This is a genomic window from Reichenbachiella sp. (assembly GCF_039944555.1).
Classification (GTDB): domain Bacteria; phylum Bacteroidota; class Bacteroidia; order Cytophagales; family Cyclobacteriaceae; genus Reichenbachiella.
The window spans coordinates 248,538-263,998 of sequence record NZ_JBDUYN010000001.1 but is presented as its reverse complement, the minus strand read 5'-3'; the positions used below and the strand labels follow the sequence as shown (position 1 = coordinate 263,998).

At 39.9% G+C, this 15,461-nt stretch carries 15 protein-coding genes; 8 read left to right on the top strand and 7 right to left on the bottom strand.

The annotated features are described in order from the left end of the window. Positions 1 to 20 precede the first annotated feature (20 nt). Positions 21 to 506, bottom strand: coding sequence for a YchJ family protein (locus ABJD64_RS01085; RefSeq protein ID WP_348182198.1), 486 nt, complete (start codon positions 504 to 506; stop codon positions 21 to 23). Between the two features lie 1,276 nt (positions 507 to 1,782). On the opposite strand from ABJD64_RS01085, the gene ABJD64_RS01080 reads away from it, so the two are divergent. Together ABJD64_RS01080 and ABJD64_RS01075 are read left to right on the top strand one after the other, a co-directional pair. Next, positions 1,783 to 1,947 (top strand): hypothetical protein, encoded by a 165-nt coding sequence (locus tag ABJD64_RS01080; RefSeq protein WP_348182197.1) that lies wholly within the window; start codon positions 1,783 to 1,785, stop codon positions 1,945 to 1,947. A gap of 67 nt (positions 1,948 to 2,014) precedes the next feature. After that, entirely contained in the window at positions 2,015 to 3,307 is a 1,293-nt protein-coding gene (locus ABJD64_RS01075) for a tetratricopeptide repeat protein (protein ID WP_348182196.1), read from the top strand. 12 nt (positions 3,308 to 3,319) lie between these two features. On the opposite strand, the gene ABJD64_RS01070 is transcribed toward ABJD64_RS01075, so the two are convergent. Further along, the gene (locus tag ABJD64_RS01070) at positions 3,320 to 3,715 is read right to left on the bottom strand and encodes a hypothetical protein (RefSeq protein WP_348182195.1); all 396 of its coding nucleotides are present in this window, start codon (positions 3,713 to 3,715) and stop codon (positions 3,320 to 3,322) included. A gap of 469 nt (positions 3,716 to 4,184) precedes the next feature. On the opposite strand from ABJD64_RS01070, the gene ABJD64_RS01065 reads away from it, so the two are divergent. The 3 genes from ABJD64_RS01065 (at position 4,185) to ABJD64_RS01055 (ending at position 8,510) form a co-directional block, all read left to right on the top strand. Beyond that, positions 4,185 to 4,400 (top strand): hypothetical protein, encoded by a 216-nt coding sequence (locus tag ABJD64_RS01065; protein WP_348182194.1) that lies wholly within the window; start codon positions 4,185 to 4,187, stop codon positions 4,398 to 4,400. Between the two features lie 325 nt (positions 4,401 to 4,725). Next, entirely contained in the window at positions 4,726 to 7,128 is a 2,403-nt protein-coding gene (locus ABJD64_RS01060) for an ABC transporter permease (RefSeq protein ID WP_348182193.1), read from the top strand. 137 nt (positions 7,129 to 7,265) lie between these two features. Next, positions 7,266 to 8,510 carry a hypothetical protein gene (locus ABJD64_RS01055; RefSeq protein ID WP_348182192.1) on the top strand — a complete coding sequence of 415 codons (1,245 nt, stop codon included), beginning with the start codon at positions 7,266 to 7,268 and terminating at the stop codon, positions 8,508 to 8,510. Between the two features lie 93 nt (positions 8,511 to 8,603). On the opposite strand, the gene ABJD64_RS01050 is transcribed toward ABJD64_RS01055, so the two are convergent. Both ABJD64_RS01050 and ABJD64_RS01045 read right to left on the bottom strand, forming a co-directional pair. Next, entirely contained in the window at positions 8,604 to 9,152 is a 549-nt protein-coding gene (locus ABJD64_RS01050; RefSeq protein ID WP_348182191.1) for a DUF2911 domain-containing protein, read from the bottom strand. A gap of 18 nt (positions 9,153 to 9,170) precedes the next feature. Further along, entirely contained in the window at positions 9,171 to 10,319 is a 1,149-nt protein-coding gene (locus tag ABJD64_RS01045; RefSeq protein ID WP_348182190.1) for a family 16 glycoside hydrolase, read from the bottom strand. A 184-nt stretch (positions 10,320 to 10,503) separates the two neighbouring features. On the opposite strand from ABJD64_RS01045, the gene rpe reads away from it, so the two are divergent. The 3 genes from rpe (at position 10,504) to ABJD64_RS01030 (ending at position 13,747) form a co-directional block, all read left to right on the top strand. Then, entirely contained in the window at positions 10,504 to 11,163 is a 660-nt protein-coding gene (gene rpe, locus ABJD64_RS01040; protein ID WP_348182189.1) for a ribulose-phosphate 3-epimerase, read from the top strand. Positions 11,164 to 11,292: 129 nt separating this feature from the next. After that, entirely contained in the window at positions 11,293 to 12,963 is a 1,671-nt protein-coding gene (locus ABJD64_RS01035) for a glutamine--tRNA ligase/YqeY domain fusion protein (protein ID WP_348182188.1), read from the top strand. Positions 12,964 to 13,042: 79 nt separating this feature from the next. Next, complete coding sequence (locus ABJD64_RS01030) at positions 13,043 to 13,747, top strand: hypothetical protein (RefSeq protein WP_348182187.1); 705 nt, start codon at positions 13,043 to 13,045, stop codon at positions 13,745 to 13,747. A gap of 5 nt (positions 13,748 to 13,752) precedes the next feature. On the opposite strand, the gene ABJD64_RS01025 is transcribed toward ABJD64_RS01030, so the two are convergent. The 3 genes from ABJD64_RS01025 to ABJD64_RS01015 all read right to left on the bottom strand — a co-directional run bounded on the left by ABJD64_RS01025 (position 13,753) and on the right by ABJD64_RS01015 (position 15,297). Continuing rightward, positions 13,753 to 14,118: a hypothetical protein gene (locus tag ABJD64_RS01025; protein WP_348182186.1), complete on the bottom strand. Its 366-nt coding sequence runs from the start codon at positions 14,116 to 14,118 to the stop codon at positions 13,753 to 13,755. Positions 14,119 to 14,303: 185 nt separating this feature from the next. Beyond that, the gene (locus ABJD64_RS01020; protein ID WP_348182185.1) at positions 14,304 to 14,666 is read right to left on the bottom strand and encodes a response regulator; all 363 of its coding nucleotides are present in this window, start codon (positions 14,664 to 14,666) and stop codon (positions 14,304 to 14,306) included. A gap of 22 nt (positions 14,667 to 14,688) precedes the next feature. Then, positions 14,689 to 15,297 (bottom strand): hypothetical protein, encoded by a 609-nt coding sequence (locus ABJD64_RS01015; protein ID WP_348182184.1) that lies wholly within the window; start codon positions 15,295 to 15,297, stop codon positions 14,689 to 14,691. Positions 15,298 to 15,461: the final 164 nt, after the last annotated feature.

The window sequence follows — 15,461 nt, the reverse complement described above, 5'->3', positions numbered from 1 at the left end:
AGTGGGTAGCTGATCCTTATCTATCCACAACATTTTTTATACTTCTTTCCACTTCCACAGGGACAAGGGTCATTTCTGGTAATCTTCTTCATCAAATCCACTTCTTGCGGATTGATATCGCCCTCCAAATAATACCACATCCCGTCTTCTTTTAAGAAGGTAGATCGTTCGTGATGCACCTGAATCTTCTCTTTGCTATCTCTAAAATAGGCCTTGAACTCTACCACACCTCTCTCGTCAGACGCGCCACCATGTTCGACGCTTACAATCTCTAATTTAGTCCAGGTGTTTTCATCGGACCATTTCCTGATCTCATCTATTTTATATTCAGCACGGTGCCTCGCATGAGTAGTTTCGTATAAGTAGTCTGCTTGTCCGGATTGATAGGCTGTATATCTTGATCTCATGAGTGCCAGTGCCGTAGTGGCCGTTTGGCCCTTTATTGTTGGATTACAGCACGTGCTATACTTCTTCCCTGATCCACAAGGACAATCGATCTCATTCATTTATTAGTTTTATTTTCTCCTTCGCTTTGCTCTTTTCCTCTAAAAAATGTCATATCAGAATGCTGATAAAACAGGCCTTTAAAAGTAATAAGTTTTGGTTTGGATGCTAATCAACTTGCCGAAGAAGGCTGAAGGAGATTGCCATAAACTTCTTTCCGTCATTGCGAGTATTGCAATTCGATGCTAATCGAATGCGATGCGTGGCAATCTCATTATTCGATGTCTAATGCTTTGAAGAATTGTAGAAGAAGGCCGATGGGGATTGCCTCATATTCAGGTAGTTTCTTTATCTCATTGGTGTTCTCCAAGGAATCCTCGCAATGACGAGGTGAAAAGGATTGAGGTAGAAGGCCGTGGGAGATAAAAAATCAAAGGAGAAAAGCACAATGCTCAACAGGTTGGATTTGGATGGCTAAGTTGTAAAGCAAGACGGTTAAATAGTGCTTTCGAACTTCAAACCTAATGAGACTGTTTTGTGCTTTTCTCTCTTTGTTCACTAAGCAGCGAAATCGAGAAAAATTAATTATTCAAAGCTATATGTATAGCCATTTCCAGGCAATAGGTACTGATACTGGAATCCAAAATAGGCCGAGCGCCTAGAATTTGGAGGTTTATCTAGGTATTTATACCTATGCCTGAGATCAAAAGATTAAACCAGGCAAACTTTAGATTTTCCAAGGTTTTGTTTTAAGAAAATGAACCTAATATCGAGTAGTCAGAAAGGTTACTAGCCATCATTTTGATAATACGTTTACGTCACCCTAAAAGCTCCTCAGTTCAATAGCGTTATCGTCTTTCAGATAATTAAAAATGTGAAAGTTGACGTTTGTCCAGTAATATGGATTGATACCCAAATAAACGAGCTAGGAAAGGGAAAGACAGCAGCCTGATTGGTGAAATACTGCTACCTTATTTAGCGAAAGCCATCAGCGCAGCGATTGGCAAAATAAAAAGAAAAGCACAAAACTTCGTCTGGTAGAGGTATGAGAGATTTTGCGATTTGCATGGCTGACACCTATGACCAAGTATTCATTGTGCTTTTCCTGATATATAGCAACTACATTTTTTATTAAACCAAAAATACAAATCCTACCATCCAAGTGCAATAGGTATTGATACCATAATCCAAAATGAGTCAACTACCTAGAGGTTTATATGATCATTTTAGGTACAACTACCTATTTCAAAACGTACATTCAAGCTATAAATTTGCCATTTTAGTCCTCTCAGCACTTGGTTTTATTTTTTAACTAAATCTTAAATTAAAATTAAAACCATGAAAAAAATCACAACACTAATGTTAGCAGCATCATTCTTACTGGCGATAGCCTGTGAGAATAAAGAAGAAGAGGTGTTTGAAAATGCCGCCAATAATATTCAGCCAGAAAAGAACGCAGACGGTGGACAAATCGGCGGAGGTGACATTGATGATGGGCCTTAAACCTAATAGTAGATTGGGGGTATTTCTGCACTAAATGGCATTTTTGAGATAGAAAACTTTTAATACTATGCAAAACCTAACCATTGCTATTTTATCAGCATCACTTTTATTTTCTTGTGCAGAAGATACTCCTTATCACGGCTCAAAAAATTATCAGCAAGCACTTAAGTTATATAAGAGAGAAAAGTACGCTGAGGTAAAAGAGTTAACCGATTTTATACTATCATCAACAACTGACGCATCCGAATTAGCTCTTACCTATTTCTTGCAAGGGTATGTATTTCATAATCAAGATTCATTAGAACTTGCTTACAATAACTATAAAAAGGCCAAACAATATTTCTCTTCATTAGGCGATGAGCTTTACGTTTCAAAATCAGCTAATCGTTTAGGACAGGTTTTTTATGAACTAGAATCCTACAATAATGCCAAGGATTACTTTAATATAGCACTCACGCACTCCAAATTGTCCCGTGTCAAAAAACAAGTCATTAACGATTTATATGGTGTTGGAAAATCAAATAAACGGCTAGGCCATTATGAGCAAGCTCTTAAATACCTTTTTGAGGCTAGAATGCTGGGACAAGAAATTCAAGATTTGAATAAATTCCTGAGCATACAATTGGAAATTGGCTTAGTACAACAATTAGTAGGTAATGAACAACTTGCCATCGAACACAATTGGATGGCCATAAATTCAGCTACAGGCACTAAACATGAGGATGTAATAAAAGGAAAAGCTTATAACAACCTCGGGGATATCTATTTTGAGCAAGAAGAATACAAGAAATCAAAGCAGTTTTTAGAAAAATCACTGGAGCATCCAGGTTTGACCGACGTGCAAATTGCTGTTACCTTTAATAATTTAGGTAAGCTTCATAACAAGCTAGGCAATTACAAACTTGCCTCTGAGTATTTTATACGAAGTGTTAAGCTCAATCAAGGAAAAGTTGACTTGGAAGAAATTGTTGTCGCTTTCGATCATGTCAAAAACATGCTGGATATTAAATCGAATTCAGACAGTTTAATACACTATATAGGCTTGTTTACTAATACTGTTGCTCCTATTCTTTCCGCTAGAGAAAGATTGGAAACAAAAGATCTTCGCTACCGACTTGAAGGTCTTGAACTCGCCGAAAATGAAAAAGCAAGTCGGGAGACCATTCCGCTCTGGGTACTTGTATGTGCGATTGCCGTTTTACTCTTGTTCGTTCTATTTCTGTATTTTAGGGTGCGTTTTCAGTTAAATAGACGCTCTAGCGATATGCGCAAGTTTGACGAATACATGAAGATCAAACAAAAGGAAAATGCAGAATGGATGAAGAAGATCAAAAAAGATCAGGATATGCTATTGTCTTAAACAGTCAAGGGTTCAGTTGTTTTTCTTAAGATTTTCGATCAGCTCGTCCTGGACTTTGATCATCTTTCCACGTTCGTCCAGATTTTGCTTAAGCTGGCTTATCATAGCTTCGAGCTCCTTTTGTTTGATAGCACTGGCCTCCGGGTCTTCTTCAAGCATCTTATCTGCTACTTTGGCTTGTAGCTTCTGATTCTTCAGTTTTCCAAATCCGTTGGTCAGCCACACAATATTTTCATATCCAATCACCTCAAGAACTTTCACCAAAAACGAAAGTTTTGGGTCACTCTTTACCCCATTCGCAAATTCAACAACCGATGTGTACGGGATACCTGTTTTTTTAGAGAATTTCCTTTTGTTTCCATCGAACTGACTATCAATAACTTCGGTAAGTCTTCCACTAAATGGCATAATAAATATCGTGAATAAGTTTGTTTTTAACGTAATTACGTTTAATATTGTCGTGACCTTAAAAGTAAATATATGCAAAGCGCATGAATCCTTGTCGGATTTATTCTGGCATCTTAAGGATGAGTAATGCCTCATCATTAAGAAGGTCTTTTACTACCTGGCGTTCCCTGCGCCGGGAAATAACAAGCGGATATTCATTCAATCAGACAACTACGCAAATTGATTGATCACAGCTCATTTGAGAAAAATTTAAGCTGAAAAAATGTTTAATTCTAACCTATTAATCAATGAAAGGAACAATAGATCATATTCCCTATCGGGAACCTTGGTAAAATCAAAGATTCATATGTCAGGCAGGGAAGTATAGCAACTTTCAACCCTGCCTATAGCAGGTAATCATCACTCATCACCTGCAGTTCACTCGGTTGAATCGGTACGATCGTCCAGATCGGATCACATTGATCGGATCGTGTCACACGGACCATGTTCACTGAGACTTGTTGACCTGGCAAGCTGCACCGATGATTTACCTGTAGCCCCCGGGGGTTCGGCCCTGGGGGTATTTTATCCTGTAGCACAATCTAAGGTTTTGAATTTAGGTGAGTACAGGGTGCACCGACAGTACGAAGTGGCGGCATTCAAAACATTGAGAGACACTTCCGGTTTTGGTTTTCCGGTCGTGTGATTACTCTCAATTCATGTGGTTTAGTTAATCACGCAGCAGTAAGTAGTAGATAGCAGTGAGATCAGACGGATCTCACTGCAATACTGGTTTGTGCTCCACAAGCCATTGAAGCAGTTTAGTCAGCCTCTAGTTTTTGTCCCACCTCTTTCGGATTTATTCATTGGCTTACATCATCTCTAGATGAGTAGGCTCAAGGATACCGCTCATGGAATTTGTACTTCATTTTCTACTTTCCGACCCTCAGAATCAACCATTCGTGTAAAACCAGCATAACAATTGGGTTTGAACCGTTGACATTTACAGCCAAACTCAAAAATTACTCACCATGCTCAAAAACTATTTCATTGTTGCCTTCCGCAGCCTTTTTAGAGACAAGTTTTACAGCGCCATTAATATTCTCGGCCTGGCGTTAGGTATTACCTGTTGTCTGCTCATCATGATCTATATCAGCGATGAGATAAGCTACGATCGCATGCACAGTAAAGCAGATCGCATATACCGGATCAACGAGTTTATGGTTGACGAAAGTGCCGGCGAAAGATCATCCAGTTTACCCTTTCCGGTTGGCCCTACATTAAATTCAGAGTTTCCTTCGATTGTAGAGACACAAGTGCGATTCTTTGACTATCAGTCTCCTTCACTCATGTTGGAAAACAAAGAAACTAATAAGGCTTTCAACGAAACCAGGATTTTCTTTGTGGATTCTACCTTCTTTGATGTATTCGATTTTGAACTAGTCAAGGGTGATAAAGAAACGGCATTGGATGAGCCGAACTCACTGCTTATCACCGAGACGATGGCAAAAAAATACTTTGGCAATCAGGATCCAGTGGGTAAAATTCTTCGTTTTCAGGCCGAACGGGATTTGATTGTGAAGGGTATATTGGCTGATACCCCGCTCAATACGCATTTTCAATTTGACTTCATCGGGTCGATGTCGACGGTACGCCAAAGCTTCAATGGCAGACTGCCGCGTACCTGGTACTGGAATCCATGCTGGACCTATCTGGTGCTCAAGGATGGGAGCACACCAGCTGACCTGGAAGAGCTGTTCCCTGATTTCATTCTCAAATTTTTCCCCGAGTTTCTCCATGGAGATGTGGTTATGAGATTGCAGGCGCTTACCGATATTCATCTGACTTCTGATCTGGAGTTTGAAATTCAACCCAATAGCAGTGAGAACAACGTGTACGTGTTTTCCATCATCGGTGGGCTGATCTTGTTCATAGCCTGTTTCAACTATATGAATCTATCCACAGCCAAGTCGGCCAAGCGGTCAAAGGAAGTGGGTATTAGGAAAACCCTTGGAAGTAAAAAAAGGTATCTGGTCACTCAGTTTCTGCTCGAATCAATCATTATTACAGGTATAGCCGTATTGGTTTCGCTCCTGTTCTTTTGGATTATTCTACCTTCATTCAATGCTTTTACAGAAAAGTCAATTGGTTTTGCTATGCTTATCCAACCACAGATCTTACTCGGGCTTTTGGCTGTTGTTCTGCTCATCGGAATAGGTGCGGGCATCTATCCTGCTTTTGTTTTAAGTTCATTCTCTCCAATCAAAGGACTGAAGGGAGAACAAAAAGGAAAAGGTGGTCACTTAAGACAAACCTTGGTCATTCTGCAATTTTCAATCTCCATAATCATGATCATTGGCACGTCAGTAGCCACGAGTCAATTGGATTTCCTTAGACAAAGCGACACTGGGTTTGATAAAGAACAAGTCTTGTATGTATCCGCACTGCGAACGCCAATTGCACAAAAATATGAGGCTTTTAAAAATGAAATTCTCAGGCGCAACGACATCAAGCATATGACTGCTGTAGTAGATGCACTGGGTGCCAGACATCAAGGAGATAACTTCAGATTTGAAGGTATGGAGCGATCAACGCTATTTTCAGTTTTCTGGTCGAAACACGATTTCTTCAAAACTTTCGGTCTGGATATCGTACAGGGCCGGCCCTTTAAAGAAAACATACTTTCTGATGACACCGCAGCCATAGTCATCAACCAGGCCATGTGCAAAAGAATGAAATGGAGAGATGATGAAGCAGTAGGTAAACCTTTTGAATACGGCAGAAGGAACGGTAAGATTATCGGTGTGGTTGAAGACTTCAACTTCGCTTCAAAGCATAGGAATATTGAGCCTTTGGTCCTGCAACTTAGAAATGATCCTCGAAATTTTAATCTTCTGATCAAATACCTGGCGATCAAGCTTGATACAGAAAACATGAAAGAAACACTGGCTTTCATTGAAGACAAATGGAACCACTTTGCACCTGGCCGCCCTTTCGATTATTTCTTTCTTGAAGATGAGTTGAATACACTCTACAAGGATGAGGACAAATTGAGTAAAGTAGCCAGTTTGTTTTCAGGTCTGGCAATCGTAGTCGCATGCCTGGGATTATTTGCTCTAGCCTCATTCACCGCTGAGCAACGAAAAAAAGAAATTGCCGTCAGAAAGGTGCTGGGCAGTACGATTCCACAAGTCATTTTACTCTTATCCAAAGACTTTACTAAGTTGATCACCATCGCATTTGTGATTGCTTGTCCACTTGCCTACCTCTCCATTGATAGTTGGCTCAATAATTTTGCTTTTAGGATAGGCATCAATCCACTGGCCTTTATTATAGCAGGATTCGGAACACTGGTGATTGCCTTAATCACGATTAGTTTTCAATCATTAAAGGCGGCTTCTGCAAATCCTTCCACAGTATTGAAATACGAATAAAGATAATAGCATAGTTTGGTATAATGAGTGAAGTACCCCGGGGAGCCGGGGTACTTTTTTATGCCACTCAAATAAATCATACAACCTCCAACGGCAAATACCAGTTTATACAACCTATCAACTAAATACGCTACTTCGTGAACCAAGACTCGGCACTGGACTATTGCAAAACAAAAATTGAAGGTATCTTGAATTGGGGTTCTTCTATTCAATGGGAAAATCAGGAATTTGAAGAGCTCAGCCAAATCATTTTTAATAAAACCGGTGTAAACCTCAGCCATACTACACTTAAACGAGTTTGGGGAAAGGTCAAATATGACAACCGGCCTAGTATTAGTACGCTCGATGCTTTGGCTAAATTTCTTGACTACCCGAGTTGGTCTGCGTTGAAACGAGCGCGCGAAATCAACAAAAAAGGCGAACCAACCAGACCTTCTCTCGTTATCCGTTCGAAAAAATTTGCTCTTATAATGGTGCTTGTGATTATGGCTAGTTTTAGCAGCTGGTATATCATCACCTCCAATGTTGCCAAGAACCCCAAATTAGCAGAAAATCTGAAATTCGAAGCCAAGTACTCTTCCTTCGGGCTGCCCAATACTGTTATTTTTTCCTTCGATGCGACCGAGCTTTCAGCTAAAGAATTTGTTATTCAACAATCCTGGGACAAATCAAAACGCATTAATGTTACCAATGATCAAACCAAAGCCACCTGTGTTTACTACTATCCAGGCTATTTCAGATCAAAATTTGTAGCCGATGAAGTGGTGCTCAAAGAAACTGACGTTTACATTGAGACTGAAGGGTGGCAATCCACCATCAACACAAACCCATTGCCTGTCTATTTATCTGATAAGGACTTAATTAAAACCGGCGCACTTAGATTATCCGAAAATGGATTGAAGCATTTAGGCCGTCATTACGAGCCGGTGAGCTTTCATTATTATAAAAGGGAAAAAAATATCTCAGGTGACCATTTCAATTTTGAAACCTCTATTCGGTATGATATGGCCAACAAGGTTTCGGCCTGTAAATATGCCAAGGTGGTATTGCATTTCTCTGAAGGCGTCTTCTTAATTCCTTTTGTGATTCCAGGTTGTGTGGGAGAGGCAAATCTCCTGGTTATGGACAATTTCATCTCCGGCCAGAAAAATGACTTGTCTGCATTTGGCATTTCCCTGGATGACTGGCAGAAAATTGCGATAAGCAGTCTCAACAAACATTTGAGCATATATATCAACGATCAGGAAATATACTCGGCGAAATATCAGATGGAACCCGGACATTTGGTGGGAATAAGCTATCAATTTGATGGCGCCGGAGAAGTGGACTATCTCACCTTATCTAACGATGACAATAGCTGGGAATTTGATCAACAATTTTAAACCAGAATTAAGTCAACAAAAAGAGGAAAGTGCCATAACCGACCACTCTCCTCCTACTCAAAATAAACCCAGTCTTAATAACCTGAGCTCAGGTTAATAGGAAAACGGGATCAATACTTCTACCTCTTCCCAGGCCATCAGCAGCTTACCATTTCCTCCTTGCCCATCGAATGCCATGCCGAATGCCTCACGAGTTTTGCTAGCCTTCTTCACAGGAACATCGATAGTCATTACATTTTTGGATGCATCATAGTCGAAGGCTCCCCAAGTGTAGAGGTTCGAATTGAAAATGATAGTCCATGAATTCTCATTGGGAATAGCATACATTGTATAGTTGCCCGCTTTCAATTTTTTCCCAGCAAAAGTCATGTCTCTATATAGATTGATTTCTGTGGTTTGATTGGCACCTAATCTCCAAACTTTCCCATAAGGCTCCTTATCCCCCAACATCTTTCTGCCATTTTTCATCGGACGACTGTAAATAATTCGAACTGCCGGTGTGGTTCCTCTTCCATCCGGACGAAAGACTGCCAGGTCCAACGGACTTTTGTCCAAGGCTCGAATCTCTTGCGCATTTACTTCGACACTCAAGATCAGTGCCATTGCTAGTACAAAACCAGATACTTTCATTTTGTTGTTCATATTCATAATTATTGATTGTTAATCTCCTTTTATTCTAATTCCTTCTCTATCAATTTGGCCCATTACACCCCAGCCACCAAAGCTTTCTGACACTGCGCAGTAGACCACATTCTTCCCCTTTTTCAACGGTAGATAGATTTCGTCAAAGAGCCCTATTGTACCCAAAAACCGGAAATCCCTGGTCCTATACCCGTTGGTACCCGCATAGATTTTCTGTCCATTACAGAAGACAGCTACTCTATCACTATATCCTAATGTAAATGCCTTAATCATATCTTGATTCGCTTGAATTTCCAGCTTGGTGATCACGGTATTTTTTCCATCTTTGACCCTAGCCACTCTCGAAAGGTTGGTGATTCCTGAATTCTCACTGGCCAGTTTCTTCCATTTGAGTTGGCCTAAAAGCTCATCAGAAAGCAGTACATGCTGAATTTTAGCTTCTTCCAGGGTATTGGAGACTTCCCATGATTCAATTCTATTCTCTAGTGGTTCCGAAACAATCTTACGCTCGCTTGACAATCGTTGACTGTCATTGCTTGTCACGGAAAAATTGGCAAAATGTACGCCGCCCCAGCCTGTATAAATTCCAACGGGGCCTTTAGCATCAGGTCCCTTGAACTCATTAATAAAGAAACTTGGAGATTCTTCCCTGTCCAGATACAGTTCCGCTTGGTTTCCAGCTACCACCAATTTCACATGCATCCAACGATCTAAGGGCAAATCAATCTTTCCGTTGTAGCCCTGTAATTCTTCGGCAGGATAGAATTCCGGATTTCCCGTAAAAACACCTTTGTGTTGATCGTGGTACAGTTGCCAGCTCGCTTTTCCGTTAATTTTTGGACAATATTGATAAGCATCCGGCTTGCCACGACGATGCGGTCGAAAATAGAGTTCTTCATAGTTGGCTTCATCTTGTACCCTAAAGTAGAATCCCGAGAACGTCCATAAATCCTTGAAATACATATCAAATTCAATGACTCCATTCTTAAATTGAGCATCGCTGATGAGAGCTCCTGACTCTTTTAAATACAAGGCTGACTTCCCCTCATAGTATTCCTGAATCACTCCTTTCCCTTTAAAGGTCCATGCAGGGGAATCGAAAGGAATAACTTGCGCGCTTATCGACCCTGAGAGGGCCAGAGCAAATAAGAAAAACGTTTTTTTCATGCTTTGATATTTTGATTTGACAAATCAATTCTACCTGAAAGCATCCATTTAAGCCATTCAAACTCATTCAATTCGATTCAATACGAATCAAGTGGCTCCAGTTTTTGAATCCGTGGATAAATAAATTTGTGCGGGGAAGTATCTTATTTTGGAGCCTCCTATATTTGCGAAAAAAATATAGCCCATGCCCAATTCAGTAAAAATAGCTCCCTCCCTCCTTTCAGCAGATTTTTCACGCCTTGGTTCTGATATCGAAATGGTCGAAAAAGGAGGAGCCGAAGTCATTCATTACGACGTAATGGACGGCCACTTTGTACCCAATCTTACCATCGGCCCTTTGGTGCTGAAGGATATTAGAAAATGCACCAAGTTGCCTATCGATGTGCATTTGATGATAGAAAATCCGGATCAATATATTCCCGATTTTGCGAAGGCCGGAGCCGATTGGATCAGTGTACATGTAGAGACCTGCCCACACTTGCATCGCACCATTCAGCTTATAAAAGAATTAGGCAAAAAAGCAGGTGTAGTCTTGAATCCTCATACGCCACTCAGCAGTATTGATGAGATTTTACCAGATTTGAACTTTGTACTGATCATGTCTGTCAACCCAGGATTCGGTGGCCAAAAATTAATCCCATCTTGTATTGACAAAATTGCTAAACTCAAGGCTACTCTGAAAGAAAGAAATCTTGAGCATATTTTTATTGAAATAGATGGAGGAGTGAAATTAGACAATCTCAAATCCGTGATTGATGCCGGAACTGATGTTGTTGTTTCTGGCTCAGGTATATTTAATACGGAGGACCCTGTGGCCACCATTCAACAAATGAAACAGGTCTAATAGGCCAAGTCCGAAATTGACGGGTTTGGGTTCGAGGGTACAACCACATACCCGATTAAAAACAATTCAAATCAGCGGACAAATTGCATCAGATTAATTGACTAAAATTGCATTCCAAATTTTATGAGTATGAGTAGTGAGAAAGAAATACAAGCGCTGAATTTTATTGAGCAAATGATCGATAAGGATCTGGCAGAGGGCAAGCATGACGGTCAAGTTCATACGCGCTTTCCTCCTCACCCCAACGGCTATTTGCATATCGGTCATGCCAAATCCATCTGCCTGAATTTTGGCCTGGCTGAGAAGTACAATGGAAAATGCAACCTGAGATTTGATGATACCAATCCTGAGAAAGAAGACATTGAATATATCAATTCCATCAAAGAAGATATCAAATGGTTGGGATACAGCTGGGACAATGAGCTGTATGCTTCAGACTACTTCGGAGAATTATATAACTACGCTGTTCAACTCATAAAATCTGGCAAAGCTTATGTAGATGATAATTCTGCCGAGAAAATCAGTGAGGAGCGCGGTACACCCACAGCACCCGGAAAACCAAGTGAATATAGAGCACGCAGTATCGATGAGAATTTATCTCTATTCGAAGCCATGAAAAATGGCGAATTCGATGAGGGTGTTCGTGTACTTCGAGCTAAAATAGATATGGCTTCTCCCATTATGCAAATGAGAGACCCTGTCATATATAGAGTAAAAAAGGCCAACCATCATCGTACAGGTAGTGATTGGTGTATTTATCCTACTTATGATTTTGCACACGGGCAGTCTGATGCATTAGAAAAGGTTACTCATTCACTCTGTACCCTTGAATTTGCCTCACACAGGCCGCTGTACGATTGGTTTATCAATGAATTGGACTTGTACCCTTCCAAGCAGACAGAATTTGCCAGATTGAATCTAAGCTATACCATTGTAAGTAAAAGAAAATTAAAGGAACTGGTTGAAGGAAACCATGTAGAGGGGTGGGACGACCCTCGTATGCCAACACTTGCCGCAATCCGAAGAAGAGGATATACTGCAGACGCTATAAGAAACTTTGCATCAAAAATTGGTGTAGCCAAAAGAGATGGTGTAAGTGACGTAGCATTGCTCGAACATAGCGTTCGTGAAGATCTGAATAAAAAGGCCAGCCGAGTGCTTGGTGTTTTGAATCCAATCAAACTAATTATCACAAATTATCCCGAAGGGCAAACAGAAATGCTTCCCGCAGTAAATAATCCTGAAGATGAATCTGCCGGTAAACGAGAAATCCCGTTTGGGAGAGAAGTATACATAGAGCGAGACGATTTTATGGAAGATCCCCCAAAAAAATACTTCAGAATGGGCCCGGAAAGAGAAGTTCGATTGAAATATGCCTATATCGTGAAATGTACCGGTTTTAAGAAAAATGAGGCCGGTGATGTTGAAGAAGTTTATGCTGAATATGACTCGGATACAAAAAGCGGGCAGGATACCACTGGTAAGAAGGTAAAGGGCACTTTGGGTTGGGTCTCTGCTGAGCATGCTGTAGATGCTGAAGTACGACTATACGACAGACTATTCAGTACAGAAAACCTCAATGATATTGACGATGACTTCAAAAATCACTTGAATCCCAATTCATTGACCATCATGTCAGACGCTAAAGTAGAACCGTCAGTTGGCAAAATGGCTTCTGGCACACAATTTCAATTCGAAAGACTGGGATATTTTATCATTGATAAGGATTCATCGGATAGCAAACCGCGGATTAACAGAACTGTATCTTTACGCGACAACTGGGCGAAACAGAATAAGTAACTTTCAAATAAAGTAAATCCTCCGGACAATTGTTTTGAGTATATTAATGCACGAAAACAAAAATCTAATCGGAGGTATTATGAAATTCACTGTAGGTCTACTTGTTGTTTTAACATTCTTCTACCCTTCAATTGGACAGGAGTCCAGGTCCATCGATGACTGGCTTAAGGTATTAAGTTATGGAGTTGGAAACCAAACCAATGCAACCGAATTGAGCGACGAAGAAGTACTGGCTCGCAATGACTATTGCCTTCCACAGGAGTTTGTAAGCTGCAGTCTTCTGCTTGGCAATGAAACCGTATTAGAAAAGATTAGTGCGAAATACGACTATAGGGGAAATATCGTTTTGATTAATCATAATGATAAAAACCTGATAGCCGCACCTAATATGATCAAGGAAATAAAATTTTCTTATCAACAAAAAGAGTTTAAGCTTATAAACGTAACCCAAATGGGTAGGAGTTTTGGAAGAAAGGGTTTTTATGAGGTACTACTTGAGGATGAAGAGAATAAGTTAGTTAGTCACAGGTTTGTGGAAACTTTTCTCCCATCCTATAATGCTACTGTGGATGCTGGGGTAAAAGATACTATTTACTCTGAGAAGAAGGAATTCCTGATTTTTGATAGTCAAAAACTTTATCCGTTAGAGAATTTCAAATCTAAGACCTTGGGTCAATTCGATGAAAAGGCTAACCCACTTAAGGCCTATATCAAAAAAGAAAAATTGAAATTTAAGGAGGAGGAAGACCTAAAAAGGTTCGCTCAGTTCCTCTGGTCACTCTAAGGCGCCTAACCTGTTGTTTTGAAATAAGTAGCCAAGTGTCGTCTTACTATTCCTGGCAACTCCTCTGTACTGGCCACCTGATCAATTCCACGCTGAACCAGCATCTGGTCGATCATCTCATCATTAGTGTAGGTTACGGCGATGAGTTCGATTTCCGGAAATTTCCTTTTAAAATACTGTATTCGATCGATGATCCCCGGAGTATATACTGATAGGTCGACGATAACTAACTGATTTTCCCGAAGCGTAATTATATCTTCCAGCTCGTTGATAACTCTGACATGCAAAGTCTCGCTGATTTTTTTTAGTTCCTTACCTATTCTTTTAATAATAAGGTCACTATTGCTCCCTATCAATATTTCATTCTCCATTTTTCCTCTCTACTGCCAAATAGAATGCAATAAAAAGCAGATTTAGAGTCAAATTCAAGAGTAAAAAAACCGAATATTGGATTTAAGAGAATTGCGTAAGACTTAGAAACTTCCTTTATATAGAGTCATAAAAAAAACCATTCCTGAGGTTGGAATGGTTTTATACATTTTCTTATTATTATCTACTAGCCAACTACTCGGTTAACGACATCTATAAGGTCGTCTCCAGTAAAGGGTTTAACTATGTAGTCTGCAGCTCCTAGTTCAATACCTTCGTTGATCACGGATTGCTGACCAACAGCACTTACCATCACTACTTTTGCAGAAAGGTTTTGGCTCTTAAATACTTTCAATATATCTGTTCCAATCATATCTGGCAATATATTGTCCAGTGTAATCAAATCAGGGTTAAGTTCTAGTGCCAGGTCGATCGCTGTTTCTCCATTTGGTGCTTCTCCAATTATTTCATAGCCTGCTTCCGTAAGTGTATCCTTAATAAGGGTACGCATATAAGCTGAATCATCAACGACTAATACTTTTTTGCCCATTGTTGTGGTATTTATATAGTTATTATTTTAATGCTAAGTTTTTTATTTTCTGAATAAACTCCTCCTCCAACAGCCAAATAAAATCAGATTTAATATCAATGTCATCAGTATGAAACACAGAACTAAACTGTATTAATGGACTCAATGTTACGGATTCAGCATGAATATATTTATTCACCTCCTTGGCTTCCATGACGTGCAAAGATGGCACATTTCCGTAAATTCCCACCTCTAAGCTATTAGCAAATTCTGTAATGACTGAAGCAGCCATTATATTGTCTATCTCTTTCAGAAGCTCCAGTCTCATTATCTGTGCATCTGAATTGTCGCTAGAAATAACACTTTCCGGTAGACATTTTGAATATATTTTCTCCACTTCGTCGCTGGTAAATATCAAATGGCAGATACCTCTCAACTCACCGGCAAGCTCAGTTCTCAAAATGTGAATCTTGTCATCCTTTTTACTGGAATACTGTGGCTCGTCATTGAGGACCGCAATTTCAAAGTCTACATTAGTGACTTCTATCGCACTATTTAGAATCATCTTCAACGAAACAGCTGCTCGATCAAGCCCCCTATTGATCATTTCAACAGCCACGGCCATTTCCTGCTCTGTAAATTTTTCAATCATAAGATTACCCATTTTGTTTTTTTTGGTGTTCCAAGCATTTTCCTGGTATCCGCTAAGCCTTACGCTGACGTGGTTCTTTTTGTATGACTAAAAATAAAAGGTCTCTTCCATACATCAAAAAATACCTGACGTTTAATACTTGTGTTATCAGTATTGAGTGCCAA

Bases quoted from the DNA above. Each gene is read 5' to 3' on its own strand.
- ABJD64_RS01050 (WP_348182191.1), bottom strand. From the start codon at position 9,152: ATGAACAACAAAATGAAAGTATCTGGTTTTGTACTAGCAATGGCACTG.
- ABJD64_RS01015 (WP_348182184.1), bottom strand. From the start codon at position 15,297: ATGATTGAAAAATTTACAGAGCAGGAAATGGCCGTGGCTGTTGAAATG.
- ABJD64_RS01025 (WP_348182186.1), bottom strand. From the start codon at position 14,118: ATGGAGAATGAAATATTGATAGGGAGCAATAGTGACCTTATTATTAAA.
- ABJD64_RS01070 (WP_348182195.1), bottom strand. From the start codon at position 3,715: ATGCCATTTAGTGGAAGACTTACCGAAGTTATTGATAGTCAGTTCGAT.
- rpe (WP_348182189.1), top strand. From the start codon at position 10,504: ATGCCCAATTCAGTAAAAATAGCTCCCTCCCTCCTTTCAGCAGATTTT.
- ABJD64_RS01030 (WP_348182187.1), top strand. From the start codon at position 13,043: ATGAAATTCACTGTAGGTCTACTTGTTGTTTTAACATTCTTCTACCCT.
- ABJD64_RS01080 (WP_348182197.1), top strand. From the start codon at position 1,783: ATGAAAAAAATCACAACACTAATGTTAGCAGCATCATTCTTACTGGCG.
- ABJD64_RS01035 (WP_348182188.1), top strand. From the start codon at position 11,293: ATGAGTAGTGAGAAAGAAATACAAGCGCTGAATTTTATTGAGCAAATG.
- ABJD64_RS01085 (WP_348182198.1), bottom strand. From the start codon at position 506: ATGAATGAGATCGATTGTCCTTGTGGATCAGGGAAGAAGTATAGCACG.
- ABJD64_RS01075 (WP_348182196.1), top strand. From the start codon at position 2,015: ATGCAAAACCTAACCATTGCTATTTTATCAGCATCACTTTTATTTTCT.
- ABJD64_RS01045 (WP_348182190.1), bottom strand. From the start codon at position 10,319: ATGAAAAAAACGTTTTTCTTATTTGCTCTGGCCCTCTCAGGGTCGATA.
- ABJD64_RS01020 (WP_348182185.1), bottom strand. From the start codon at position 14,666: ATGGGCAAAAAAGTATTAGTCGTTGATGATTCAGCTTATATGCGTACC.
- ABJD64_RS01060 (WP_348182193.1), top strand. From the start codon at position 4,726: ATGCTCAAAAACTATTTCATTGTTGCCTTCCGCAGCCTTTTTAGAGAC.